The sequence below is a fragment of the Sphingomonas astaxanthinifaciens DSM 22298 genome, assembly GCF_000711715.1.
In the GTDB taxonomy this organism is placed as follows: Bacteria; Pseudomonadota; Alphaproteobacteria; order Sphingomonadales; family Sphingomonadaceae; genus Sphingomicrobium; species Sphingomicrobium astaxanthinifaciens_A.
Genome location: NZ_JONN01000001.1, coordinates 1754458 through 1778609 on the forward strand (window position 1 = coordinate 1754458; position 24152 = coordinate 1778609).

Annotated in this window: 22 protein-coding genes and 1 tRNA gene; 9 read left to right on the forward strand and 14 right to left on the reverse strand. The window is 68.9% G+C overall.

From position 1 onward, the window contains the following. Positions 1-5: 5 nt before the first annotated feature. From BS69_RS0109105 to BS69_RS0109120, 4 genes are all read right to left on the reverse strand, one after another. The gene (locus BS69_RS0109105) at positions 6-914 is read right to left on the reverse strand and encodes a DUF5996 family protein (RefSeq protein WP_029941640.1); all 909 of its coding nucleotides are present in this window, start codon (positions 912-914) and stop codon (positions 6-8) included. Further along, positions 911-2974 (reverse strand): malate synthase G, encoded by a 2064-nt coding sequence (locus BS69_RS0109110; protein ID WP_029941641.1) that lies wholly within the window; start codon positions 2972-2974, stop codon positions 911-913. Before BS69_RS0109110 ends, BS69_RS0109105 begins: the two co-directional genes overlap by 4 nt. Before the next feature lie 89 nt (positions 2975-3063). Beyond that, the gene (locus BS69_RS0109115) at positions 3064-4659 is read right to left on the reverse strand and encodes an isocitrate lyase (protein WP_029941642.1); all 1596 of its coding nucleotides are present in this window, start codon (positions 4657-4659) and stop codon (positions 3064-3066) included. A 55-nt stretch (positions 4660-4714) separates the two neighbouring features. Next, a complete protein-coding gene (locus BS69_RS0109120) occupies positions 4715-4918 on the reverse strand; it encodes a DUF4170 domain-containing protein (protein WP_051676661.1) in 204 nt (67 codons plus the stop codon). Between the two features lie 158 nt (positions 4919-5076). On the opposite strand from BS69_RS0109120, the gene BS69_RS0109125 reads away from it, so the two are divergent. The 3 genes from BS69_RS0109125 to pheT are packed head-to-tail and all read left to right on the forward strand — an operon-like array spanning position 5077 to position 9945. Next, on the forward strand, positions 5077-6480 hold the full coding sequence (locus BS69_RS0109125; RefSeq protein WP_029941644.1) for a helix-turn-helix domain-containing protein: 1404 nt from the start codon (positions 5077-5079) through the stop codon (positions 6478-6480). A 40-nt stretch (positions 6481-6520) separates the two neighbouring features. After that, positions 6521-7585: a phenylalanine--tRNA ligase subunit alpha gene (pheS, locus tag BS69_RS0109130; protein WP_029941645.1), complete on the forward strand. Its 1065-nt coding sequence runs from the start codon at positions 6521-6523 to the stop codon at positions 7583-7585. Further along, positions 7582-9945: a phenylalanine--tRNA ligase subunit beta gene (pheT, locus tag BS69_RS0109135; RefSeq protein WP_029941646.1), complete on the forward strand. Its 2364-nt coding sequence runs from the start codon at positions 7582-7584 to the stop codon at positions 9943-9945. Before pheS ends, pheT begins: the two co-directional genes overlap by 4 nt. On the opposite strand, the gene BS69_RS0109140 is transcribed toward pheT, so the two are convergent. The 4 genes from BS69_RS0109140 to ftsE are packed head-to-tail and all read right to left on the reverse strand — an operon-like array spanning position 9942 to position 12749. Beyond that, positions 9942-10625 (reverse strand): lysophospholipid acyltransferase family protein, encoded by a 684-nt coding sequence (locus BS69_RS0109140; protein WP_029941647.1) that lies wholly within the window; start codon positions 10623-10625, stop codon positions 9942-9944. The genes pheT and BS69_RS0109140 overlap by 4 nt on opposite strands. An 11-nt stretch (positions 10626-10636) precedes the next feature. Then, positions 10637-11167 (reverse strand): YdcF family protein, encoded by a 531-nt coding sequence (locus BS69_RS0109145; RefSeq protein ID WP_029941648.1) that lies wholly within the window; start codon positions 11165-11167, stop codon positions 10637-10639. Further along, the gene (locus BS69_RS0109150) at positions 11164-12030 is read right to left on the reverse strand and encodes a cell division FtsX domain-containing protein (RefSeq protein WP_029941649.1); all 867 of its coding nucleotides are present in this window, start codon (positions 12028-12030) and stop codon (positions 11164-11166) included. The genes BS69_RS0109145 and BS69_RS0109150 overlap by 4 nt, the downstream gene beginning before the upstream one ends. Next, positions 12030-12749: a cell division ATP-binding protein FtsE gene (gene ftsE, locus BS69_RS0109155; protein WP_029941650.1), complete on the reverse strand. Its 720-nt coding sequence runs from the start codon at positions 12747-12749 to the stop codon at positions 12030-12032. The genes BS69_RS0109150 and ftsE overlap by 1 nt, the downstream gene beginning before the upstream one ends. Before the next feature lie 106 nt (positions 12750-12855). Between ftsE and BS69_RS14480 the strand changes: the two genes are divergently transcribed. Further along, a complete protein-coding gene (locus tag BS69_RS14480; RefSeq protein WP_037504452.1) occupies positions 12856-13851 on the forward strand; it encodes a zinc-ribbon domain-containing protein in 996 nt (331 codons plus the stop codon). Position 13852: 1 nt separating this feature from the next. On the opposite strand, the gene BS69_RS0109165 is transcribed toward BS69_RS14480, so the two are convergent. Then, entirely contained in the window at positions 13853-14065 is a 213-nt protein-coding gene (locus BS69_RS0109165) for a hypothetical protein (protein WP_029941651.1), read from the reverse strand. A 143-nt stretch (positions 14066-14208) separates the two neighbouring features. Between BS69_RS0109165 and BS69_RS0109170 the strand changes: the two genes are divergently transcribed. Further along, a tRNA-Leu gene (locus BS69_RS0109170) sits at positions 14209-14295 on the forward strand. A 34-nt stretch (positions 14296-14329) separates the two neighbouring features. On the opposite strand, the gene BS69_RS0109175 is transcribed toward BS69_RS0109170, so the two are convergent. From BS69_RS0109175 to BS69_RS14295, 4 genes are all read right to left on the reverse strand, one after another. Further along, entirely contained in the window at positions 14330-17044 is a 2715-nt protein-coding gene (locus BS69_RS0109175; protein WP_156956983.1) for an MSCRAMM family protein, read from the reverse strand. Between the two features lie 29 nt (positions 17045-17073). Further along, positions 17074-17895: a fimbrial biogenesis chaperone gene (locus BS69_RS0109180; protein ID WP_029941653.1), complete on the reverse strand. Its 822-nt coding sequence runs from the start codon at positions 17893-17895 to the stop codon at positions 17074-17076. Positions 17896-18062: 167 nt separating this feature from the next. Beyond that, entirely contained in the window at positions 18063-18581 is a 519-nt protein-coding gene (locus tag BS69_RS0109185) for a DUF4402 domain-containing protein (protein WP_029941654.1), read from the reverse strand. Between the two features lie 101 nt (positions 18582-18682). After that, positions 18683-18877, reverse strand: a complete 195-nt coding sequence (locus BS69_RS14295) for a hypothetical protein (protein WP_156956984.1) — start codon at positions 18875-18877, stop codon at positions 18683-18685. A 129-nt stretch (positions 18878-19006) separates the two neighbouring features. Here BS69_RS14295 and BS69_RS0109195 point away from each other — a divergent pair, with 129 nt between their 5' ends. Beyond that, positions 19007-19192 (forward strand): PspC domain-containing protein, encoded by a 186-nt coding sequence (locus tag BS69_RS0109195; protein WP_029941655.1) that lies wholly within the window; start codon positions 19007-19009, stop codon positions 19190-19192. A gap of 234 nt (positions 19193-19426) precedes the next feature. Further along, the gene (locus BS69_RS0109200; RefSeq protein ID WP_029941656.1) at positions 19427-20131 is read left to right on the forward strand and encodes a transglutaminase-like domain-containing protein; all 705 of its coding nucleotides are present in this window, start codon (positions 19427-19429) and stop codon (positions 20129-20131) included. 3 nt (positions 20132-20134) lie between these two features. On the opposite strand, the gene BS69_RS0109205 is transcribed toward BS69_RS0109200, so the two are convergent. Then, a complete protein-coding gene (locus BS69_RS0109205; RefSeq protein ID WP_029941657.1) occupies positions 20135-21070 on the reverse strand; it encodes a ribose-phosphate pyrophosphokinase in 936 nt (311 codons plus the stop codon). An 89-nt stretch (positions 21071-21159) separates the two neighbouring features. Between BS69_RS0109205 and BS69_RS0109210 the strand changes: the two genes are divergently transcribed. Both BS69_RS0109210 and gltX read left to right on the forward strand, forming a co-directional pair. Beyond that, positions 21160-22821: an NAD+ synthase gene (locus BS69_RS0109210; RefSeq protein WP_029941658.1), complete on the forward strand. Its 1662-nt coding sequence runs from the start codon at positions 21160-21162 to the stop codon at positions 22819-22821. Further along, entirely contained in the window at positions 22818-24137 is a 1320-nt protein-coding gene (gene gltX, locus BS69_RS0109215) for a glutamate--tRNA ligase (protein ID WP_029941659.1), read from the forward strand. Before BS69_RS0109210 ends, gltX begins: the two co-directional genes overlap by 4 nt. Positions 24138-24152 lie beyond the last annotated feature (15 nt).

Genomic DNA, 24152 nt, shown 5'->3' on the forward strand with positions numbered 1-24152 from the left:
CGCGGTCAGGGGGCGACCGGGTCGCGCTCCAGGGTGGGCCGGTCCCATCCCGCGAGGTCGGCGGCGGCGGCGTAGGTCGACTGAAGGAATTCGAGCAGTATCGTCGCCGGGTCCGCGGCCTGCCGCACCTCGTCGTAGCCGAGCACGAATTCGCCGAGCGCCTGGTCGAACCGGCCGGCCGTCACCGACGCCTCGGCGAAGCCCGCCGGCGAGGGATAGGCGTAGCTGTAGAAGATGGGGTCGGCCCCGAACGCCCCGCCCGGCCAGAAGCCCGCGCTCGACACTTCGTGACTATAGGCCTCGCGGGTGATCCGGTCGGGCAGGCCGGGGACCCCGCCGGGATGCTCGGGCGCGGGGCGCCCCGAAAAACGGGTCACCGCGAGGTCGAAACTGCCCCACCAGAAATGGACCGGGCTGACCTTGCCCGCGAAGCCGGCGCGGAATTGCTCGAACACGGGGACGATTGCGGCCAGCGCGTCGCGCAGCCGCTCGGCGCTTTCCGGGCGATAATCGACCGGGCGGCGGTCCTCGGCGAAGGGGATGGCGTCGGGAAGCTCGTTGGGGGCGCCGTGGAAGCGGCTCGGCAGTCCGTGGCGCTCGAGCATCGCGACGAGCCCGGCGTGAAGCTCGGCGATGCTCGGCTGGGCGAGGGGAATGGAGTCGCTGCGCCCGTCGCTGAGCGCCAGCCGGAGCTGGTGGTCGCACAGGTCGAGCGACAGCGCGAAGCGGCCGCCGGGCACGGCGATGGGGGCCATCGACAGGCCGTTCACCGCCGGCTGCAGCGCGACATGCCAGCCGTGATTGACCCAGGCGGCATGCGCGACCCGAAGCTTGCCCAGCATCTGCGCGGCGAGGTGGAGCAGAGTCCAGGTCCCCGTGTCGCGGGCGGGGTCGAGCTCAGGCCAGGCGCTCACCGCGCCTTGGCCTGCTGGCGGAAGCGGTGCAGCAGGGGCTCGGTATAGCCATTGGGCTGCTCCAGCCCCTCGAACACCAGCGCGCGCGCCGCCTGGAAGGCGAGGCTCGCTTCGGGGTCGCGAGCCATGGGACGATAGAGTGGGTCGCCTTCATTCTGCGCGTCGACCTTGGCCGCCATCCGCCGAAGCGAGTGCTCGACCTCGTCGCGCGTGCAGACCCCGTGGTGCAGCCAGTTGGCGAGATGCTGCGAGCTGATCCGCAGCGTCGCCCGGTCCTCCATCAGCCCGATGTCGTGGATGTCGGGCACCTTCGAGCAGCCGACGCCCTGATCAATCCAGCGCACGACATAGCCGAGGATGCCCTGGCAATTGTTGTCGAGTTCCTCGGCGATCTCCTGCGGCGACCAGTTGGTGCCGTTGGCGAGCGGAATGGCGAGGAGGTCGCCGAGCGGCGGCAGGGGCCGGCCCGCCAGATCGTCCTGCCGGGCGAAGACGTCGACCTGGTGGTAATGGAGCGCGTGGAGCGTGGCGGCGGTGGGGCTCGGCACCCAGGCGGTGTTGGCGCCGGCCTCCGGATGGCCGACCTTTTGCGCCATCATGTCCGCCATGCGGTCGGGCGCGGCCCACATGCCCTTGCCGATCTGCGCCTTGCCGGAGAAACCGCAGGCAAGCCCGATGGCGACGTTGCGCGCCTCATAGGCCTTGATCCAGGCGCTCTCCTTCATGCCCGCCTTGCGGACCATCGGCCCGGCCAGCATCGAGGTGTGGATCTCGTCGCCGGTGCGATCGAGAAAGCCGGTGTTGATGAAGAAGATCCGGTCGCGCACGGCGTGGATCGTCGCGGCGAGATTGGCCGAGGTGCGGCGCTCCTCGTCCATCACCCCGACCTTGATCGTGTGGCGGGGAAGGTCGAGCAGGTCCTCGACCGCAATGAACAGATCGTTGGTGAAGGCCGCTTCCTCGGGCCCGTGCATCTTGGGTTTGACGATGTAGATCGAGCCCGCGCGGCTGTTGCGATGCGCGCCGAGGCCGCGCAGGTCGTAAAGCGCGATGAGGCTCGTCAGAATCGCGTCGAGGATGCCTTCCGGCGCTTCGCTCCCATCGGCGAGGCGGACCGCGGGATTGGTCATCAGGTGGCCGACGTTGCGGACGAGGAGCAGGCTGCGCCCCGGCAGCGTCACCGTGCCCCACTGCCGGTCGGGGTCCATGCGCCGGGTAAGCGTCTGGCCGCCCTTGTCGAACCTGGCCTCGAGGTCGCCACGCATCAGGCCGAGCCAGTTGCGATAGGCCGCGACCTTGTCCTCGGCATCGACCGCGGCGACGCTGTCCTCGAGGTCGCAGATAGTGCTGAGCGCGCTTTCGAGGATGACGTCGGCGATGCCGTCGGGGTCGTCGCCGCCGATCGGCGAGGCGCGGTCGATGACCAGCTCGATATGCAGCCCGTGGTGGGTGAAGAGATAGCCGCGGTCCGAGCGGGCGACGAGGAAGGGACTGTCGCCGCCGTCGAGCACCACGCGCCAGCCGGGAATGGCCTTGTCGAGGAAGGCACGCGCGAAGGCGACGACCTCGGCGCCGCGGGCCTGGTCGTAGCCGCCGCCGGGCGGCAGAGACCCAAGCGCGTCGGTCCCGTAGAGCGCGTCGTAGAGGCTGCCCCAGCGGGCATTGGCCGCGTTGAGCAGGAAGCGGGCGTTGAGGATGGGCACGACCAGCTGGGGTCCGGCAAGCGTCGCAATCTCGGGATCGAGGTCGCGGGTGCCGATGGCAAAGGGGGCGGGCTCGGGGACGAGATAGCCGATGTCGCGCAGGAAGCTTTCATAGGCCGCGGGATCGATCGGAGCGCCGCGGCGCTGGCGATGCCAGTCGTCGATCCGGGCCTGGATCTCGTCGCGCCGGGCGAGGAGGGCGGCATTGACCGGGGCGAAGCGGCGGAAGATCGCCTCGGCCCCATCCCAGAAGGCCTCGGGGTCGAGGTCGAGGCCAGGCAGCACCTCCTCCTCGACGAAGCGGGCGAGGACGGGATCGACGCTGATCCCGAGGCGGGTGGAGGTGGTGGAAGCCATGGACGCCTGTTCTTCCCTGACGCAAGTGACGACAAGAGACGGCCCGAGCCTAGCCCGGACCGTCTCGCTGGGGAACCGTCAGCAGCGGCTCAAGCCGCGAACTGGTTCATCGTGTTGTGAATGCCGCCGGCCTTGAGCGCGGCCTCGCCGGCGAAATATTCCTTGTGGTCGTCGCCGATGTCGGAGCCCGACATGTTCTGATGTTTCACGCAGGCGATGCCCTGGCGGATCTCCTCGCGCTGCACGTTCTTGACGTAGCCGAGCATGCCCGCGTCGCCGAAATATTCGCGGGCGAGATTGTCGGTCGACAGCGCGGCGGTGTGATAGGTCGGCAGCGTGATCAGGTGATGGAAGATGCCGGCGCGGGCCGCCGCGTCGCGCTGGAAGGTGCGGATCCGCTCGTCGGCCTCGCGGCCAAGCTCGGTGCCGTCATAATCGACGCTCATCAACTTCGCCCGGTCGTAGGCCGACAGGTCGCGTCCTTCCTTCTCCCAGGCATCGAACACCTGCTGGCGGAAGTTGAGCGTCCAGTTGAACGACGGTGAATTATTGTAGGCGAGCTTGGCGTTGGGAATGACCTCGCGGATGCGGTCGACCATGCCCGCGATCTGGGCGATGTGCGGCTTCTCGGTCTCGATCCAGATGAGGTCGGCGCCGTTCTGGAGCGAGGTGATGCAGTCGAGCACGCAGCGGTCCTCGCCGGTGCCGGCACGGAACTGGTAGAGTCCCGAAGGCAGGCGCTTGGGCCGCAGCAGCTTGCCGTCGCAGTTGATCAGCACGTCGCCATTGGCCTGGGCGATGTCGTCCAAATCCTCGCAGTCGAGGAAGGCATTATACTGGTCGCCGAGGTCGCCCGGCTCCTTGCTCACCGCGAACTGCTTGGTCAGGCCCGCGCCGAGGCTGTCGGTGCGCGCGACGATGATCCCGTCGTCGACCCCGAGCTCGAGGAAGGCGTAGCGGACCGCGCGCAGCTTGGCGATGAAGTCCTCGTGGGGCACGGTGACCTTGCCGTCCTGGTGGCCGCACTGCTTCTCGTCCGAGACCTGGTTCTCGATCTGGATCGCGCAGGCGCCCGCCTCGATCATCTTCTTGGCGAGGAGATAGGTCGCCTCGGCATTGCCGAAGCCGGCGTCGATGTCGGCGATGATCGGGACGACATGCGTCTCGAAATTGTCGATCGCGTTGAGGAGGCGCTTCTCCTCCACCTCGTTGCCCGTCTCGCGCGCCTTGTCGAGGTCGCGGAAAAGGAGGCCGAGCTCGCGGGCGTCGGCCTGGCGGAGGAAGGTGTAGATCTCCTCGATCAGCGCGGGGACTGAGGTCTTTTCGTGCATCGACTGGTCCGGCAACGGCCCGAACTGGCTGCGCAGCGCGGCGATCATCCAGCCCGACAGATAGAGGTAACGGCCCTTGGTGGTGCCGAAATGTTTCTTCACCGCGATCATCTTCTGCTGCGCGATGAAGCCGTGCCAGCAGCCGAGCGACTGGGTGTAGGCGGCCGGATCGGCGTCATAGGCCGCCATGTCGCGACGCATGATGCCCGCAGTGTAGCGGGCGATGTCGATACCATGCTGGAAGCGGTTCTGAAGCCGCATTCGCGCGACCGCTTCGGCGTCGATCCCCGACCACGGGCTTCCGTTGCCGCCGATCAGCTGGGCAGCGGCATTGATTTCGGACTGGTAGGTCAAGCAGGCTTCCTTTGACTGGCACCGCCCGTCGACGGTGCGGACGAGAAAATCGGTGTCAGGCGCGGCCCATCCGGGGCTCGATCGCGATGGTGTAGCGCTCGGTGGCGGCGCAATTGTCGCGGAAGGTCAGGCGCTGCCATTCCATCCGCGCCTTGAGTTCGTCTCCGAAGGGGCCGCTGACCCGCTCGGTCCCGGGTTCGATCTCGTTGAAGGCGCAATCGCGATATTCGCCGCCGATGACCCAATAACGCTGACCCATGATATTCTCCGTTTTGGTTGGCGCCGGGGGAGGAAACCGGCGCCGTTGTCGTCCGTCACGGCGATGAAACATCAGGCGGAGGAAAAGGCAGCGACGAAAAAGGCTGACCTGTCAAAGCGCGACTTGTCGGTTTGTGAAGTTCGTGACAAAACACAGGGATGGCGAAGAAGCTTTTCCTCGGTGCGCGATTGAAAAGGTTGCGCCGTGAGCGCGGGCTTCAGCAAAGCGCCATGGCCGCCGAGCTCGGCATTTCTCCCAGCTATCTCAACCACCTCGAGCGCAACCAGCGGCCGGTGACCGCGGGTATCCTGCTGCGCCTCGCCGAGGCCTTCGAGGTCGATATCCGCCAGTTCGCCAGCGAAAGCGGCGAGCAGGGTTCGGCCGAGCAACTGGCCGAGGTCTTCGCCGATCCGATGTTCGCCGACCTCCAGATCGGGCGGCAGGAAATCCTCGAGCTCAGCGACAACAGCCCCGCGATCGCCGAGGGGGTGAGCCGGCTTTACACCGCGCTGCGCGAGCGGCGGCTGGCCCCGCTCGAGGCGGGGGCCGATGGCGACGAGCGCGCGCTGATCACGCCGGAGACCTGGGTCCGCGACTTCATCCAGGCGCGCTTCAATCACTTCCCGGAACTCGAGGAAGGCGCCGAGACGCTCGGCGGCGCGCTCGGCGATCCCCTGTCGGTGGCCGAGCCGCTGCGCCGCCGCCTCAAGGAGGCCTATGGCGTCGAGGTCCGCGTCGTCAGCCCCGAGGAGCTCCAGGGCGCGAGCCAGGCCTTCGACCCGCAGCGCCGGCTGCTGATGCTGTCTTCGCTGCTCAGGCCCGAGAACAAGACCTTCGGAATCGCCTACCAGCTGTCGCTGCTCGAATTTCACCCGATCATCGCCCGGCTGCTCGATGCCGCGCGGCCGCCCGACAACGGGACCCGGCACCTCCTCCACATGAGCTTCGCCAATTACGCGGCGGGCGCGATCATGATGCCCTATGGCAAGTTCCTCGCCGCGGCCGAGCTTTATCATTATTCGATCGACCGGCTGTGCGCGGAGTTCGGCGCCAACGTCGAGCAGGTCGCGCACCGCTTCACCACCTTGGGCCGTCAGGGCGCGCGCGGGATCCCCTTCTTCATGCTCAGGATCGATCCCGCCGGAAATGTCTCCAAGCGCTATGCCGGCGAGCGCTTCCCTTTTTCGCGTTTCGGTGGGACGTGTCCGCGCTGGAACCTCCATGCCGCCTTCCAGGCCGCGGGACAGGTCGTCACCCAGTTGATCGAGACGCCGGACGGACATCGCTATTTCACCGTCGCGCGGACGATCGAGCGGCCGATCAAGACCGAGCTGTCGGGCGGGCTGCTCGCCATCGGCCTGGGGTGCAGCATCGAGTATGCTCACAAGCTCCATTGCGCGCAGGGCATCGACCTCGAGCATGCGCCGGTGACCCCGGTCGGGCCCGCCTGCCAGATCTGCCCGCGGCTCGACTGCGCCTATCGCGCGACCCCGCCGGCCGGCGCGAAGCTCGCCGTCCACGAGCATCGCAAGACCATCTCGCCCTATCCCTTCGTCGCCTGACCTTTGCACCGTGGAGGGCAGCCGCTACACGCGCCCGACCATGGCCGACCTCGATACGACCCTCTCCCGCATCAACGCGGCGCCCGACCTTGCCACCCTCGACGCCGAACGCGTGGCGGCGCTCGGCAAGAATGGCTGGGTGACCGCGCTCCTCAAGACCCTCGGGCAGATGAGCCCCGAGGAACGGCTGACGCAGGGTCCGGCGATCCAGGGCCAGCGCAGCGCGGTCGCCGAGGCGATCGAGGCGCGCAAGGCGGCGCTCGAGGCCGCCGAACTCGCCGCCAGGCTCGCGACCGAGCGGGTCGACCTCTCGCTGCCCGCGGCCGAGACTCCGACCGGCTCGATCCATCCCGTCAGCCAGGTGATGGACGAGCTTGCCGAGATCTTCGCCGACCTCGGCTTCGCGGTCGCGGAAGGCCCCGAGATCGAGAGCGACTGGTATAATTTCACCGCGCTCAACATGCCCGAGACGCATCCGGCGCGGGCGATGCACGACACCTTCTATCTCGAGCCCGACGGGAGCGGCGAGACGCGCGTGCTGCGGACCCACACCTCGCCGGTGCAGATCCGCGCGATGCAGGGGCTGGGCGCGCCGCTGCGGGTGATCGCACCGGGCCGGGTCTATCGCTCGGACAGCGACGCCACCCACACGCCCATGTTCCACCAGGTCGAAGGCATCGTCATCGACCGCAACATCACCATGGGGCACCTCAAGTGGACATTGGAGACCTTCCTCAAGGCCTTCTTCGAGCGTGACGACATCGCCATCCGCCTGCGTCCCAGCTACTTCCCCTTTACCGAGCCTTCGGCCGAGGTCGATGTCGGCTGGTCGACCGAGAATGGCCGGCGGGTCGTCGGCGGGCAGGAAGGCTGGATGGAAGTGCTGGGCAGCGGCATGGTCCACCCCAAGGTGATCGCCGCCGCCGGGCTCGACCCCGACGAATGGCAGGGCTTCGCCTTCGGCACCGGGATCGATCGGCTGGCGATGCTCAAATACGGGATGAGCGACCTTCGCCAATTCTTCGACGGCGACCTCCGCTGGCTCCGCCATTACGGGTTCAGCGCGCTCGCCGTACCCACTCTCTCCGCGGGAGTGGGCGCATGAAGTTCACGTTGTCCTGGCTCAAGGATCACCTCGACACCGACGCCTCGGTGCAGGAGATCGCCGACAAGCTGACCAGCGTCGGCCTCGAAGTCGAAGGAGTCGAGAACCCGGCCGAGAAGCTGGCGCCCTTCGTGGTCGCCGAGGTGCTCAGCGCCGAGCGCCACCCGCAGGCCGACAAGCTGCAGGTGCTCCAGGTCGATGCCGGCAACGGCCCGCTCCAGGTCGTCTGCGGGGCCCCCAACGCCCGCGCGGGCATGAAGGGCGTGTTCGGCCCCCCAGGTGCCTATGTGCCGGGCAGTGACTTCACGCTGAAGGTTGCCGCCATCCGGGGCGTCGAGTCCAACGGCATGATGTGCTCGGAGCGTGAGCTGGAACTCGGCCAAGGCCATGACGGGATCATCGAACTGCCGGCCGACGCACCGGTCGGCCAGAGCTTCGCCGCCTACGCCGGCTTGGAAGACCCGGTGTTCGACATCGCAGTCACCCCCAACCGGCCCGACTGCTTCGGCGTCCGTGGCATCGCCCGCGACCTCGCCGCCGCCGGGCTCGGCACGCTGCGCGACTGGTCGGTCCTCCCGTTCGAGGGCAAGTTCGCCAACCCGGTCGCAATCCGGGTCGAGGAAGGCAGCGGCTGCGAGGCCTTTGCCGGCCGCCTGATCCGCGGCGTCCGCAACGGGCCGAGCCCGGAATGGCTGCAACGCCGCCTGGTCGCGGTCGGCCTCCGCCCGATCTCGGCCCTGGTCGACATCACCAACTTCTTCAGCCTCGCGGCAGCCCGTCCTCTCCACGTCTATGACGCGGCGAAGCTTCAGGGCGGGATCACCGCCCGCCGCGGCCGGGCCGGCGAGCAGTTCCTCGCGCTCAACGACAAGGACTATGCCGTCTCGGCCGAGGACTGCGTGATCGCCGATGAAGGCCATGTGCTCGGCCTTGGCGGGGTGATCGGCGGGGACAGCACCGGCGTGTCCGAGGGCACGACCGACGTGCTGCTCGAATGCGCTTGGTTCGATCCCGTCGGCATCGCCCGCACCGGGCAGCGCCACCAGGTCAACACCGACGCCCGCGCCCGGTTCGAACGCGGGGTCGACCCCGAGACCCTGCTCGAGATGACCGACGCCGCGACGGCGATGATCCTCAAGCTGTGCGGCGGCGAGGCGAGCGAGGTCACCCTTGCCACCACCGCCCGCTGGGCCGAGGTCGTCGCGCCGCGCGCGGTGCCCCTCCGCCCCGAGCGGGTGGCGAGCCTTGCCGGGCTCGACCTTCCGGCATCGGAGCAGGAGGCGATCCTGACCGCGCTCGGTTTCGAACAGGCCGATGGCGGCTGGCGCGTTCCTGGCTGGCGGCCCGACATCGACGGCGAGGCCGACCTCGTCGAGGAAATCGCGCGCCTCGCCGGGCTCGACCGGATTCCCTCGACCCCGCTGCCGCGCCTGCCGGGTGTCGCCAAGGCGATCGCGCTCCCGGGCCAGCGGCTCGAGCGGCGGGTCCGCCGCGCGGCGGCCGCGCGCGGGCTGCACGAGGCGGTGACTTGGAGCTTCATCTCCGAGGCCGATGCCGCGGCGTTCGGCGGCGCCCCCCACCGGCTCGCCAATCCGATCAGCGAGGACATGAAGGTGATGCGCGGGTCGCTCCTGCCTGGGCTCGCCCGGGCCGCGGGCCGCAACCTCGCGCGCGGCGCGACCAGCGTCCGCTTGTTCGAGCTTGGCCGCCGCTATCTGCAGGACGGCGAACGCCCGACGCTGGGTATCATCCTCGCCGGCGAGGCGAGCGGCCGCGACTGGCAAAGCGGCAAGGCGCGCGGTTTCACCCCGTTTGACGTCAAGGCGGCAGTCGTGGCGCTTTTGGGCGAGGCCGGAGCCCCGGTCTCGAATCTCCAGCTGGCCGCGGGGGCTGGCGAGAGCTTCCACCCGGGCCGGTCGGCGACGCTCCGGCTCGGCAAGGCCGAACTGGCGCGCTTCGGCGAGCTTCATCCGACGCTGGCCAAGGACTATGATCTCCCGGTCGGGACGCAGGTCGCCGAACTGGCGCTCGATGCGATTCCCGCGGCACGCGACAAGGGCCGGGCGCGCGCGGCCTTCACCCCCCCGCTGCTGCAGCCGGTGACGCGCGACTTCGCCTTTCTCGTGCCCGAGGGGCTGGCCGCGGGCGATCTCGTCCGTGCCGTCCGCGGGGCCGACAAGGCGCTGATCAGCGACGTCCGCCTGTTCGACCGCTACCAGCCGCAGGAGGGCGAGCTGAGCCTCGCGCTCGAGGTGACGCTACAGCCGACCGAACGGACGCTGACCGAGGCCGACCTCAATGCCTTGTCGGACAAGGTGGTGGCCGCCGCGAATAAGCTGGGGGCGCGGCTCCGGGCCTAGAGCCGGAGGTCGTTGATCGCGGCGTGGACGCGGGTCTCGATCGCGTCGCGCTTGAGCCCGGCGGGAATGACCTCGCCGATCCGGACGTTGATCACGCCCGGCCGCTTGATGAAGCCCTTGGGCCAGAGCCGCCCGCTGTCGTGCGCGACCGGCACGACCGGGAGGCCGAGCGCGCGGTAGAGGCCCGCGAAGCCCGGCCGCAATTCGGGCGCCTCGCCGACGGGGACGCGCGTGCCTTCGGGAAAGATCACCACCGGGCGGCCGTCGGCGATGGCCTGCTTGCCGCGTTGCATCATCTCGCGCAGCGCGCTCGCCCCGGCCTCGCGATCGACCCCGATGACGCCATAGCGCCGCATCACCGGACCCAGCAGTGGGGTCTTCACATATTGCTGCTTCATCACGACGACAGGCGTGTCGACGAGGCGCAGCACCTCGATCGTCTCGACCATCGCCTGGTGCTTGACCGCGACCAGATAGGGCCCCGCCGGCATCTCGCCCTCGATCACGAAGCGGATCCGGAGCAGGCGGGTCACCAGCCAGTGGTGGAAATCGGCCCAGCCGTGGACCACCCGCTGGACCGGGCCGCTGCCGAAGGGGGCGACGGCAAGCGTTGCCACGCAATAGACCACCGTACCGGGGTAGAATAGCAGGAAATAAAGCGCCGAGCGCAAGGCGAGCACGGGATGGTTCCTCAGATGTCGAGCCACAGCGCGGCGCGCCGGAGCAGATATTTGTTATATTCGGCGAACAGCGTGAAGAGGCTGGGGTGGGTTTCCACGGCGTCGATCACGATCCGCGCGTCGGGCAGGTCCTGGTGGAATTCATAAGCCGCGCGCCGCATGTGCCAGTCGCTCGTCACCAGCCGCAGGGACGTGTAGCCACGCCGCCGCATCCAGCGCCGCGCTTCCTCGGCATTGCTGCGGGTGTCCACCGATTCCGAGCCGAGGTCGACGCAGCAGCGCAACGTGCTGAGCGTGCCCGGCCCGAGGCGGCGGGCGAGGTCGGCGCGGGTGACGCTGGGGTCGGCGCCAGCCACCAGCAACCGCTTGGCGCGGCCCTGCTTGAGGACGGCCATGCCGCGCTCGAGCCGGCCCTTGCCACCGGTCAGCACGACGATGGCGTCGGTCCGCTCGGCCCCCGCGGGCTTGTCGAGCGAGACGCCGAACAGCACGAAGCCGAGCGCATAGAGCAGCAGCAGGAGCGCCGAGAGACGGATCGTCATGGCACTTCGGCCAGGGCATGCTGGAGCGCGCGCCGGGCGACCAGTGTCGCAAGCAGCGCCTGGGCCAGCGGGAGCAGGACCAGCAGCACCAGTTCGCCGAGCCCGAGCGGCGCCGAAGCCTGCCAACCCGGGAGCAGCCCCCGCGCCGGGAGCAGGGCCAGCGCCACCACGACCACCGCTGCGAGCGCGCCGGCGACGCTGCCCATGAGCGCGTCGAGCGCGATCCGGCGCTGGACGAGGCCGAGCAATTGCCGGTCGGTCGCGCCGATCCCGTGCAGCACGTCGAGGGTGGCGCGATTGGCGTCAAGCGTCGCCCGCGCGGCCAGCGTCACCGCGGCGGCAAGCGCGATGGCGAGCACGACCAGCAAGCCAATGGCCAAGATCGCAAGGCTCCCGAGCGTGGCGAGCAGCGGCTTGAGTTCGGCGGCATAGGGGGTGAGGCGGGCGCTTGCGACCTGCCGCTCGAGGCGCGCCGCCAGTGCCGCGCCATCTGCCCCGGGCCGAAGCGTCACGTCGGCGAGCGCCGGAAGCGGGAGGTCGAGGGTGTCGGCGGCGGGCCCGAGCCATTGGCGCAAGGTCTGGCGGAGCTCCTTGTCAGGCACCCGCTCGACGGCCGAGACCTGGGACGCGGCGCGAAGCAGCTGCTCGGCGCGCGCGGCCTCGGCCGAGGTTCCGGTGACCTGCAGCGACCAGCGCCCGGCAGCTTCGTCGCGCAGCTCGACCACCGCCCCGAGCACGCTCGCCCCGGCCGCGCCGACCACCAGGCTGACGAACGTCATCAGCCCGACGATCCACGGCGCCGGTCGCCGCCGCTGGTCGGGCAGCAGCCGGCGCATCGCCGGCGGAGGGAGAAGCCAAGCCATCATCGGCCGGCCTCGGCGGCAAGATTGGTCGGAGGGTGCCGCAGCTCGCCCGTGGGATCGGCGAGCTGCCCGTTCTCGAGCCGCATCAGCCGCGCTCCCGGAACCCGCGCGATCAGCGACAGGTCGTGGGTCGCGACAACCACGGTGGTGCCGAGGCGGTTCAGGGCCTCGAACAGGTGGATGAGCCGGTCGGCCATCGCCGCGTCGACATTGCCGGTCGGCTCGTCGGCAACGAGCAGCTCGGGCCGGGCGATGACGGCACGGGCGATGGCGACGCGTTGCTGCTCGCCGCCCGAGAGCGTCGGCGGACGCGCGCTGGCACGGTCGGCGAGCCCGACCCAGGCCAGCATCTCGCGCACCGGTCCCTCGATCTCGCGGTCGCTCTGCCCGGCGATCCGCAGCGGCAGCGCGACATTGTCGAAGGCCGAAAGATGTCGGACCAGCCGGAAATCCTGGAAGACGACCCCGATCCGGCGCCGGAATTCGGGCAGGGCCGAGCGCGGCGCCTCGCTGAGGTCCTCGCCGAACAGGCGCAGCCGGCCGCGCGTCGGCCGCTGGGCGAGGTAGAGCAGCTTCAACAGTGACGTCTTGCCGGCGCCCGACGGCCCGGTCAGGAAGTAGAAACTCCCCGGCGCGAGACGAAAATCGAGGCCGGCCAGCACTTCCGCACCGGTGCCGTAGCGCAGCCCCACCCCGTCGAACTCGGCCAGCGCCGCCAGTCTCGCCCCCTCTAAACGCGTTTCGCGTCTGCTCTAGCTTGCCAATGGATTCACGAAAAGGTTACGCACACTCTTTGTTGACGGTTCAAAGGGAAAGCGGCCGACCATGATCCTGACCTGCCCGTCATGCGGGACGCGTTATGTGGTGAAGGACGGGGCCATTCCGCCCGCCGGCCGCACCGTCCGCTGCGCCCAGTGCAAGCATAGCTGGCACCAGGATCCCGACGAGGCTGCCGGGGAGGCGGTCGGCGACGCGATCATCGCCGAGCCCGCGCAGACCATCCCCGAACAGGGCCACGACGACCTCCAGCCGCGCGAAGCCGCGGTGGACGAAATGGCCGACGCGCCGGTGGAGCAGTCCGTGGCCGAGGAAGCCGTCGTCCATGACGACGTCGCCGAGCCCCAGGATCCGGTCGCGCCGCTCGCGGACCATTCCCAGCCGGTGCTGGAGGAGCCCGTCCCCGACGCGGCCGAGGCCGTGCCGGCCGATGCCGCCGCGGCGGTCGAACCCTATCCCGAGGAAGTCGTCCCGGCCGAAGTGCCCGACGCCACGACCGAGCGCTCGTCGCACCCGCTGCGCGCCGCGCGGAACGAGAGCGAGGACCTCTACAGCCCCTTCGCCGATCGTGACGACGACGCCCACGAGGGCAAGCGTCGCTGGCCGATGGTGGCCGCGGGGCTGCTGGTGCTCATCGCGCTCGTCGCGGCGGCGGTCTGGTTCCTCGCCCCGACCGAATTCAAGAATCGCCTCGGCCTCGCCCAGGCGAGCGGCGACACGCCGCTCCTGGTCCAGGTCAAGCAGCACAGCCGTCAGGAGCTGGCCAGCGGCAACCAGCTGCTCGAGGTCAGCGGAATGGTGATCAATCCGACCGACGAGACGCAGGTCGTCCCGCCGCTCAATGCCCAGCTGCGCAGTGTCGGCCAGCAGGTGGTCTACAAGTGGACCATCCCGCCGCCCGCGACCAAGCTGGCACCGGGCGGAAGCGCGAGCTTCAACAGCGCCAACCTCAACATCCCGCCTGCGGCAGCCTGCCTCGAGGTCTTCTTCGGTCAGCAGCAGCGTCCGCCGCTGTGTCGCGACAGCGCTGCGGTGGGCGCCTAACCTACTCGAAATCCAAGATAATTCTTCGCTCGCCGGTTTCGTCTCTGACGACCCGGCGGCGATGCGGCGTGCTCGTCCGGCCGTCGCAGATTTCGGCGGCGCGCACGATCCGGACGCTGGCGACAGTGGTTGCCCGCGCCTCGGCGGGCGCCGATTTCGCGGCCACGCCGGCCGCGATCTGCAGGAGCAAGAGTCCAAGCATTGTCAGCAGCATACGTTTGACGACGCAAAAGGTGAATGCGCCGGTAACTCTTGATCCGAATTGGAACGTTCCAAGCCCGGTTGCGCTGCCCGAAACCCGCTGCTAGAGGCACGCGCCTTGCCACGGCACTTCATCTTCCGAAGTGCCAATCTCATGCGGTCGTGGCGGAATTGGTAGACGCGCAGCGTTGAGGTCGCTGTGGCCGAAAGGCCGTGGAAGTTCGAGTCTTCTCGACCGCACCACTTCAGGACGAAGTGATTGAATGGAAAGCCTCGGTCAGTTGGCCGAGGCCAAGTCGCCTGAGACGACTTCGTGGTTAACGGCGAGCTTCGGCGCCGCCTTCACCACCAGGGACCCCAAACGCAGGATCGCCTGCTCGGGCCTGAGCTCGAGATCGGCCTTGATCAGTCCGGTGATGGCATGGGCCGCGCTCTGGCTCATCGCATTGAGCCGAAGCTGGTAGGTCCCCGGCGGTACCCGCTCGAACAGGAAATAACCGTCATAGTCGCTGCGGGCCGTCCCCACGACCGCGCCCTTGGCGTCGACCAGTTCGAGATCGAGGCCCTCGAACGAGCCGCCGCCATCCTTGAGCAGCACCCCCTCGATCGCGCCGCCCCCCGTCAGCGGGATCAGCAACTCGGCCGACACGCCCGGGCGCGGCACGATCACCTGCGCGGCCTTGGTCGGGACGAGATTGGGATCGCTGAGCGAGCTCGCGTCGACGCCGATCGCCACCGGGCGATAATTGTCGAGCCCGCCGACCGATGCCCAGCCGTCCTTTCCGGTGGGCTTGTCCGCGGGGCGCAGCCCCGCCGTCAGCAGGGCGCCCTCCTCGACCTTCTCGTCACCGTCGCGCAAGCCGTTGCCGTTGGTGTCGCGGAAGACCTGGGCGCGCACGCTACCCGTGCCGGCGAGCGACTGACGACTGAAGCGCCACCCACCGGGACCGCGGTCGAGCGAGAAGGTGAGGTTGAGCCCGGCGGCGACCGAACCGTCGCTGGCGGCCTCGAGGGTTCCGGCGATCGCCAGCTGGTCGAAGCGGCGGACATGGGTCAATCGCGCCCGCAGGCGGTGGTCGCGCTGCTCGTAGGCGAGCGCGCCTTCCCAGTCGGCATTGCCGCCCGGACTCCAGTAGCCCGAGATTTCGGCGCGCCGCAGCCGCTTGTTCGGCGAAATTTCGAATTCGGTGGTGCCACGCAGGCGGACGGGGCCGATCCGCCCGCTGGCGATCAGGCCCGCCTCGGCTTCCTGCCACGATTTCTGCCCGCCGCCCGGACGTTCCTCGCGCCAGCGGACGAGCGTGGCGAGGTTGAAGCGGCTAAGCATGATGCTGGTGCGCCCGCTCGCCTCGATCGTGCTGCTGCCATCGCGGCGCTCGGACAGGCGGACATCGCCGTGCAGCGGCAAGGTGAAGCGCGGGCTCAGCTTGAGCGCGGTGTCGGCGCTCAGGCGATGCTCGGCGGTCGCCCCGAGCCCGTCGGGGCGGGCCGCGAAGTCGCGACTGATGAAGCTGCTCCAGGCGAGGCTGGTGCCGCCGACCCGGGCCAGCGCCTGGCCGCGGAAGGCCATTCCGCCCTGGTCGTCACGGGCGGCGGCGAGCTCGACCACCGCCGGTCCGATCGAGCGGCGAACCGCGCCCTCGACATAGGTAACGCGCTGGTCGTTGACACTCAGCGTCTGGACGAGCGCCGCGACCGACGTGCGCTGGTCGAGGCCATGTTCCAATGAGGCGGCGGCGCGCCAGCCGCTTTCGCTGCTGGGCGGGGCGCGGCTGTGGCGGAAATCGAACAGGTCTCGGCCGGGATCGACGACCCCGGCCCAATAATAGGTTTGTCCGGGCGGCACCGCGTCCTGGCCGACCGCGACCGTTTCGATCCGGCTCTTCACCTGCCCCTGCGGGCCGTAAGTGATGATCTCGAAGCGATTGTCGCCATAGCTCAAGGCGACGTCGTCGAAGCGGTAGCGGCCGTCGGAGCCCGCCGAGGCGAAAGCGACGAGCTCGCCGTTGCGATAGAGTTCGGCGTCCCAGCCCGGCGGGAGCTCGCCGCTGAACTGCGTGCGGTCGAAGGCCACCGACTTGAACAGGGGCCGGTTGGTGACCACCGCGCCGCGCCCGGCACCGGCTGCGGCGGCGATCGGCGAGCCAAGTCCCTCGACGTCGCCCACCGCGACATGCGTCGCCTTGAGCGGGCCGAGCAGGCCGCCATCGGGGTCGGAGCGATAGGCGCGGAACCGAAGATTGGTGGGAAGGCCCTTGCGATCGGTGCCGACCCGCGCCTCGTAGCTCATCTGCAGCGCTTCGCCCGCCGCAAGGATGCTGGCGCGGTGATCGATCCGGGTCCCGCTCGCTGCGGAATAAGTGAGGCCGGCGTCCATCATGACGTCGACGCTGGGGGTGCGCCACATCCGGTAGGGCAGGCGCACGCGTGGCAGCTTGGCGATGTCGAAGCTGGCCTTGCTGAGATGCGCCGCACGGTCGCGGCGCTCGGCCGCGAGCTCGACCGGAAGCTTGGTCTTGCTCTCGAGCAGCAGGAGCGAGGCGTCGGTGCGGGGCTGGACGGTGAGGCCGAGCCAGCGCGACAGCGCCGCGGTCTCGACGCACCAGCCCTCGGGCGCGTCCTGAATGGCGCCGGCGGGGATCGCCTCCGTGCCAGTGCCGAAGCTGACGCGACCGGCGACGCGGTCGATGGTGAGACGATTCTTCTCGGTAAAGGCCCAGCCCGAGGCGCGCCGCGCGGCGAGGTCGATCCTGATCGGCAGGTCGAGCGCGGTGACGAGGTCGCCGAGGATGACGCAGGTGCCGCCCGCGACGGGATAGGCACGGACGCCGTCCCCGATCGCACGCTGGCGGACCTGGAGGTCGAGCAGATACTGGCTGTCGGGATCGGCGGTCCACGCCGGCGCGGAATCGGGCTGGCTCGCCGGCGCGGCGATGCCGAGCCCGGCCGCCGCCACCAGGCTGAGAGGCAGTCGAAACCAGCGCCGAAGCATCGCTTTGTCGCCCGGGCCCCGCCCCGTTCCTAGCGCAGGACCGCGCTGGTCTCGGCGAGCGTGGTCACCACGCCGTCGACATTCTCGACATATTGCACGGTCACCGGGCCAGTGGCCTCGGCGGCGAGCTTTTCGTCGACCGGGACGGTGACTTCGCGGCGGTTGAGCTCGGTGTAGACGGCGATGCCCCGCTGGAGGGCGATCGGCTCCTTGACGCCTGCCTTGATGACCCGGATTTCGCCGAAGGTGGAGCGCGAGCCGGTGCGGGTCAGCTCCATCGCGATCGCGGGCTTGCCCCCGACCTGCACCTTGCCGACCTTGGCGATCCCGGCGGTGGCCGAGAGGTTGCCGAGGCGGACGATGACGGGGATGGTGACGCCGTAGACCGGGGTCAGCGCGAAGCCGATGCCCTTGAAGTCGGCCGGGGTCTGGACCGGCGGCTGGGCCGGCGGGACCGCCCGGAACAGCATGTGGACGCGATATTCGCCGTCGGGCAGCCCGGCCGGCGCGCGGGCGGCGATGCGGATGGTCTGCGGCTGCTTGGGCGGCAGGGTGACCCGGCGCGGCGCATAGATGATCATGTCGCGCGCGGCCGCCTCTCCGGCGTTGGGCGTAGTGACCTCCTCGAAGCTGCCATCCTCCTTCATGCGCTTCAGTTCGACCGAGATGCGGTAGATGGCGGTGTCGTCACCGATGTTGTTGAGGATGATCTCGGTGCCCTTGCCGCCGTTGAGGATGATCCGGGTCGGTGCGACCAGCAGATCCCCGACCCCGGCCTGCGCCGCCGGTGCGAGTGCGAGCAGCGGGGCAAGGAGGGCGGTGCGCAGGGCGAAACGGGCGGTCAGGTTCATGGTCTCAACGGCTCCCCACGGCGGCCCGATTGCCGCCATTTCGGAGCTTTCTCGCAGCCAATGGTTGACGAAGCGCTAACCATGGGCGCCACCGTCGCCGGTAAAGAAAAGGGGCGATCCGTCGCCGGGCCGCCCCTCGCCTCTGGTCGAGACCAAGCTGCGATGGCTTATTGGTAGGCCACCTGGATGTCGATCTGGCCCGAATAGACGCCATCGGGCGTGGTGCTGGTGATGACCACCGAACCGCCGACGTCGAAGCTGTTCCCCGGAGCGCCCGAATTGCCGAGCACGAGCGAAGCCGGGAAGCTGGGCACGAGGTTGAGAGTGCCGCCGTTGCTGCCCGACAGCGGGAAGCTGGCCGCGGCCGACGAGATCAGGACCGTCTGGCCCTGCGTGCCGGTGACCTTGTAATTGGCCGAGGTCGGCGAGCCCGTGCAGGTCAGATTGACGCCGCCGCCGCAGGTCACGACGCCGGCGCCGTTGATGCTGACGGTCTCGTTGGCGGTGAGTGTGCCGAGCACGATCGTGCCGAAATTGAGGTCGCGCACCGCGGTCAGGGTGAGCGGCTTGATCAGGCGCGCATTGGCGTTCGCCTTGGGATTGGCGCCGGTCGCCGACTGGGCCGCAGCCGGGGTGGCCACGGCGATGGCGGCCATGGCGGCCGTAGCAACAAGGATCTTCTTCATAGTTGTTCAGTCCCCACACCGAGCGATCGGAAGCAGGAGGCCCCGATCGCGGTAAGGACGGCATTAACCCTCAGCCCTTGCCGCTTTGCTGGCGACTTTGGTTAACGCGGCATTGGGGATTTGGCGGCGGCGTGGCCAAGGTTGGTGGAATTTCCCAACATCGCTTTCCGGATGCTCGGCCCGTCGCCGGTGCTCGGGATCCAAGCCATTGAAAAGGCGACACCTTCGGAAACTGGCACGGGCGATGCATCAAGCCTCGCATCGGCATCCCGCCGGTCGAACAGGAGAATGACCATGACCCGAACCCAGGACTTCCGCCACGTCGCCGTCTCGATGGCCGGCGCCTTCATCACCGCCTTGCTGTTCGTCAGCGCCGCCGTCGGCCCGCTGCCGGTCGCCTGATCACCTACGAGAGGGTCTCAACCATGGAACGCCGTTTCGTCCTCAACAAGCAGGATGCCAAGCTGATGGGTGTCGCCGCTGGACTTGCCGATTATACCGGCACCGATCCGCTGCTGGTCCGCCTCGCGATCATTCTCGCCGTGCTCGTCACCGGACCGATCGCAATCCTGCTTTACTTCGCCGCGGGCCTGCTGGCCGCGAATCCCTGAGGTCCGCGACTCGCGGCCTGCCGGAAATCGCAGATTTCCAAGGACTACCGCCAAAAGACGGTACAGCCGGATTAACCTTCGTCAGTAACGCAATAGTTGCAATACTCAGTTCGTCGCATCCGGGAAACATTTCGACGATTGTTCTCTCGCTGCCGTTAACCACGCTCTTCTCACGTCGGAACAGCCATGACCTCCTTCCGTTCGCCTTCGGGCTCGGACGGAACAGGAGCGTGGATGCGATACCTGAAAGTGATGCGGTTACTTGCCGGCTCGGCTGCAGCGACGCTGCTCGCGCTGGCGCCCGCCGCTGCCGCCGACCCGGCCGACGAGGATGTGGTGGTGACTGCGCCCACCCGTCCCAATCTCTTCGGCACCGTCGCCATCCCCGGACCACAGGGCCGCTGGGCCGACAAGTGGCACAAGGTGATGAACGACACCCGCTCGAACGGCGCGCTTGCCGCGCTGATCGGGCCGGCACGGGGTCTCGATGCCCTCGGGCAGCTCCGCTATCTCCAGTCCACGGTCGACCATCGCGTGGGCTGGCGTTCGGATGCCACCCAATATGGTGCGCGCACCTACTGGGCGAGCGCGGCGGAGACGCTTTCGTCGGGTGTCGGTGACGATGACGACCGCGCGATCCTCAAATTCCAGGCGCTGCGTGAGCTCGGCTATCCGCGCAACGACTTCTACCTGATGATGGGCCGCGACAAGGTGCGCGGCGACTATGTCATGCTGGTGGCCAAGGCGCGCGGGCGCTGGTGGTTGCTCGAGGAGCAGGGCGATACGCCCGTCCCGGCCGACCAGCGCACGGGCTTCGAGCCCGCGGCGAGTTTCGGTGCCGGCCGGGCCTGGGTGCATGGCCGGCATCGAACTTATGGGGTCGCGGCCAATAGCGCCCCGCGGGTCCGTACCGCCGCGGTCGCCACCGCGACGCCCTAGACCTCAGTCGAACAGGCTCGAGACGCTCGATTCGTCGGCGATCCGGCGGATCGCTTCGGCGAGCAGCGGCGCGATGGTCAGGCGCCGGATCTTGGTCCCCGGAAGGTCGACCTCGCCCGCATAGATGCTGTCGGTGACGACGAGCTCGGTGAGCTCGCTTGCCGCCACCCGCGCCGCCGCCCCGCCCGAGAGCACGCCATGGGTGACATAGGCGACCACCCCGATCGCCCCTTGCGCCTTGAGCGCCGCCGCGGCGTTGCAGAGGGTCCCGGCCGAATCGACGATGTCGTCGATGAGGATGCAGAAGCGCCCCTCGACGTCGCCGATGATGTTCATCACTTCCGATTCGCCCGCCTTCTCGCGGCGCTTGTCGACGATCGCCAGCGGGGCATTGGCGAGGCGCTTGGCAAGGCTGCGGGCGCGCACCACGCCGCCAACGTCGGGCGAGACCACGGTGATCGGATGATCGCCGAAGCGCGCCTGGATGTCCGCGCTCATCACCGGGGCACCGAACAGATTGTCGGTGGGAATGTCGAAGAAGCCCTGGATCTGCCCGGCGTGAAGGTCGACCGACAGGACGCGGTTGGCGCCGGCGGTTGTAATGAGGTTGGCCACCAGCTTGGCCGAAATGGGGGTGCGCGGCCCGGGCTTCCGGTCCTGCCGGGCATAACCGAAATAGGGGATGACGGCGGTGATGCGCTTGGCCGAGGCGCGGCGCAGCGCATCGACGCAGATCAGCAGCTCCATCAAATTATCGTTGGCGGGATAGCTGGTCGACTGGATCAGGAAGACGTCCTCGCCGCGGACATTCTCGTGGATTTCGACGAAGATCTCCTCGTCGGCGAAGCGACGGACGCTGGCCTCGGTCAGCGGAAGCTCGAGATAGTCGCTGATCGCCCTGGCGAGCGGCGCGTTGGAATTGCCGGCCAGAAGTTTCATCGTGTCGCCTGTCCCCGGGAGATGATGAGCCCTCCCTAGCGAGCGCATGCGTTGGACGAAAGCCCGTCTGCCGCTAGGACACCGCGATCATGACGGATCGTCTCACCATTGCCCTTGCCCAGATGAACCAGCGGGTCGGCGACCTTGCCGGCAATGCCGAGGCGATCCTAATCGTTCGCCGCCGGGCGAGCGGGGCGGACCTGCTGCTGGTCCCCGAGCTGCAGCTCACCGGCTACCCGCCCGAGGACCTCGTGCTGAAGCCCGCCTTCCTGCGCGAGACCGAGGCGGCCGCAGGCCGACTGGTCGCCGCGACCAGCGAACCCGGACCGGCCCTGGCCTTCGGCTCGATCCGGGTGGTCGAGGGCAAGGCCTATAATGTCGTCATCCTCGCCGACGAAGGCCGCGAACTGTTCGTCACGCGAAAGCGCGAGCTCCCCAATTACGGGACCTTCGACGAGAAGCGCATCTTCGCGTCGGGCCCGCTGCCCGAGGTCTTCACCTTCAAGGGGGTGAAGATCGGCTTCCCGATCTGCGAGGATTTGTGGCTCGACGACGTGCCGATGCACCTGGCCCATGAAGGCGCGGAGATCCTGCTCAGTCCAAATGGCAGCCCGTTCGAGATCGACAAGGACGAGCTGCGTCAGAAACTGTTCGGCGGCCGCGCCACCCAGACCGGCCTCCCGCTCGCCTATCTCAACCGCGTCGGCGGCCAGGACGAGCTCGCCTTCGACGGCAGTTCGATGGTCTTCAACGGGGACGGTGAGCTGGTCGTGCAGATGCGCGACTGGGACGAGCAGCTGCTGCTGACCGAGTGGGCGCGCGGCGCCGACGGGCGCTGGCGCTGCGAGACGCGCGAACGGGCGACCCTCGCGCCGCATCCCGAGGACATCTATCGCGCAATGGTCGTCGCGCTTCGTGATTATGTGCAGCGCAACGGTTTCCCGGGCGTGCTTCTGGGCCTGTCGGGCGGGATCGATTCGGCGTTGTCGGCAGCGGTCGCGGTGGATGCGCTCGGGCCCGACAAGGTGTGGGGGGTGATGATGCCCTCGGTCTTCACCGCCGACACCAGCAAAAGCGATGCCGCCGAGAGCGCGCGGCTGCTCGGCATCCGTCATGACGTCATTCCGATCAAGCCGGCGGTCTCCGCGCTCGACGACATGCTTCGCGACGCCTTCGCGGGCCGCAAGCCCGACCTCGCCGAGGAGAATATTCAGGCGCGGCTGCGGATGGTGACGCTCATGGCCCTGTCGAACAAGTTCGGGCACATGGTGCTCACCACCGGCAACAAGAGCGAGATGAGCGTCGGCTACGCCACGCTCTACGGCGACATGGCGGGCGGCTATTCGGTGCTCAAGGACGCCTACAAGACCACCGTCTTCGCGCTCTCGCGCTGGCGCAACGAGAACCGGCCCGAGGGGCTGCTCGGCCCGGCTGGCAAGGTCATGCCCGACGCGGTCATCACCAAGCCGCCCTCGGCCGAGCTGCGCGCCGAACAGAAGGACGAGGACAGCCTGCCGCCCTACGACCGGCTCGACCCCATCCTCCACGGGCTGGTCGATCGCGAGCTGTCGGTCAGCGAGGTCTGCGCCGAGACCGGGGAACCGCGCGCGCTCGTCGCCGAGATGGAAAAGCTGCTGCTGCGCGCCGAATACAAGCGGCGCCAGGCGCCCCCGGGGGTCAAGCTCGGGGGCCGCAACTTCGGCCGCGACCGCCGCTACCCGATCACCAACGCCTTCCGGACCGGCGCATGACCGTCGTCACCCGCTTTGCCCCGTCCCCGACTGGCCGGCTCCATGTCGGCAATATCCGCACGGCGCTGCACAATTTCCTGTTCGCGCGGCAGCATGGCGGGCGTTTCCTGCTGCGGGTCGACGATACCGACCGCGAGCGCTCGACCGCTGAGGCCGAGGCGCAGATCCATGCCGACCTCGCCTGGCTGGGGCTCGAGCCCGACGCGGCGGTCCGCCAGTCCGACCGCTTCGCCCTTTACGAGCGCGAATTCGAGCGGCTGCGGGCGGCGGGCCGGGTTTATGCCTGCTACGAGACGCCCGAAGAACTCGACCTGCGCCGCAAGATCCTGCTCGGGCGGGGCCTGCCGCCGATCTACGAGCGGCCCGAAGGCGAGAATGCGCCGGTCGAGGGGCGCGCGCCGCACTGGCGCTTCCGGCTCGACCACGACGAGCCGATCGCCTGGACCGACCTCATTCGCGGCGAGCAGAAGTTCGATCCCAGGCTCCTGTCCGACCCCGTCATCCGCCGCGCCGACGGAAGCTGGCTCTACCTGCTGCCGAGCGTGATCGACGACATCGACCTTGGCATCACCCACATCGTGCGCGGTGAGGACCATGTGTCGAACAGCGCGGTGCAGCTTCAGATGTTCGCGGCGCTCGGCGCGGGAACACCGGCGCTGGCCCACGAGGCCCTGCTGGTCGCCGCCGAGGGCAAGCTCTCCAAGCGGCTCGGCGCGGTCGGCGTGGGCGCGATGCAGGAAGAGGGGCTCGAGCCGATGGCCTTGCTGTCGCTGCTCGCGCGGCTGGGGACGAGCCAGCCGGTCGAGCCGGTCGCATCGCTCGATACGCTGGCAGCGACCTTCGACTTCGCCCATTTCGGCCGGGCCCCGGCCCATTTCGACATGGCCGAGGTCGCGCAGCTCAACGCCCGCCTGCTTCACGCCATGAGCTTCGCCGAGGCGCGTACGCACTTGCCCGCCTGGGTGGACGAGCCGCGCTGGCTGGCCCTGCGTACGGCCTTGTCGCGGATGGCGGAGATCGAGGCGTGGCGCACGGTGGTCGAGGATGGACTGGGGGCACCATTGGCCGCCGACGAGGACCGTGATTTTCTCGCCGCCGCCGCTGCCGCCGCGGCCGAGATCGACTGGCACGGCGAGCCGTGGAAGGCGCTGACGACCACGCTCAAGGAGCGATCGGGGCGCAAGGGCAAGGCGCTGTTCCATCCATTGCGCCTTGCGCTCACGGCACGGGACAGCGGACCCGAAATGGCGCCGCTGGTCGCGCTGCTCGGCAAGGAGCGCGTGATCGCGCGCCTCGCCGCCGCCGCAGGGGCCTGATCACCCTCCCCCAAA

Excerpts from the sequence above, each read along its gene's own strand:
- BS69_RS0109210 (WP_029941658.1), top strand. The coding sequence starts at position 21,160 with ATGACGGATCGTCTCACCATTGCCCTTGCCCAGATGAACCAGCGGGTC.
- BS69_RS0109175 (WP_156956983.1), bottom strand. The coding sequence starts at position 17,044 with ATGCTTCGGCGCTGGTTTCGACTGCCTCTCAGCCTGGTGGCGGCGGCC.
- BS69_RS0109145 (WP_029941648.1), bottom strand. The coding sequence starts at position 11,167 with ATGACGATCCGTCTCTCGGCGCTCCTGCTGCTGCTCTATGCGCTCGGC.
- BS69_RS0109185 (WP_029941654.1), bottom strand. The coding sequence starts at position 18,581 with ATGAAGAAGATCCTTGTTGCTACGGCCGCCATGGCCGCCATCGCCGTG.
- BS69_RS0109150 (WP_029941649.1), bottom strand. The coding sequence starts at position 12,030 with ATGGCTTGGCTTCTCCCTCCGCCGGCGATGCGCCGGCTGCTGCCCGAC.
- pheS (WP_029941645.1), top strand. The coding sequence starts at position 6,521 with ATGGCCGACCTCGATACGACCCTCTCCCGCATCAACGCGGCGCCCGAC.
- BS69_RS0109110 (WP_029941641.1), bottom strand. The coding sequence starts at position 2,974 with ATGGCTTCCACCACCTCCACCCGCCTCGGGATCAGCGTCGATCCCGTC.
- gltX (WP_029941659.1), top strand. The coding sequence starts at position 22,818 with ATGACCGTCGTCACCCGCTTTGCCCCGTCCCCGACTGGCCGGCTCCAT.
- BS69_RS14295 (WP_156956984.1), bottom strand. The coding sequence starts at position 18,877 with ATGGTCATTCTCCTGTTCGACCGGCGGGATGCCGATGCGAGGCTTGAT.
- BS69_RS14480 (WP_037504452.1), top strand. The coding sequence starts at position 12,856 with ATGATCCTGACCTGCCCGTCATGCGGGACGCGTTATGTGGTGAAGGAC.
- BS69_RS0109205 (WP_029941657.1), bottom strand. The coding sequence starts at position 21,070 with ATGAAACTTCTGGCCGGCAATTCCAACGCGCCGCTCGCCAGGGCGATC.
- BS69_RS0109165 (WP_029941651.1), bottom strand. The coding sequence starts at position 14,065 with ATGCTGCTGACAATGCTTGGACTCTTGCTCCTGCAGATCGCGGCCGGC.
- BS69_RS0109125 (WP_029941644.1), top strand. The coding sequence starts at position 5,077 with ATGGCGAAGAAGCTTTTCCTCGGTGCGCGATTGAAAAGGTTGCGCCGT.
- BS69_RS0109200 (WP_029941656.1), top strand. The coding sequence starts at position 19,427 with ATGCGATACCTGAAAGTGATGCGGTTACTTGCCGGCTCGGCTGCAGCG.
- BS69_RS0109195 (WP_029941655.1), top strand. The coding sequence starts at position 19,007 with ATGGAACGCCGTTTCGTCCTCAACAAGCAGGATGCCAAGCTGATGGGT.
- BS69_RS0109180 (WP_029941653.1), bottom strand. The coding sequence starts at position 17,895 with ATGAACCTGACCGCCCGTTTCGCCCTGCGCACCGCCCTCCTTGCCCCG.
- BS69_RS0109120 (WP_051676661.1), bottom strand. The coding sequence starts at position 4,918 with ATGGGTCAGCGTTATTGGGTCATCGGCGGCGAATATCGCGATTGCGCC.
- pheT (WP_029941646.1), top strand. The coding sequence starts at position 7,582 with ATGAAGTTCACGTTGTCCTGGCTCAAGGATCACCTCGACACCGACGCC.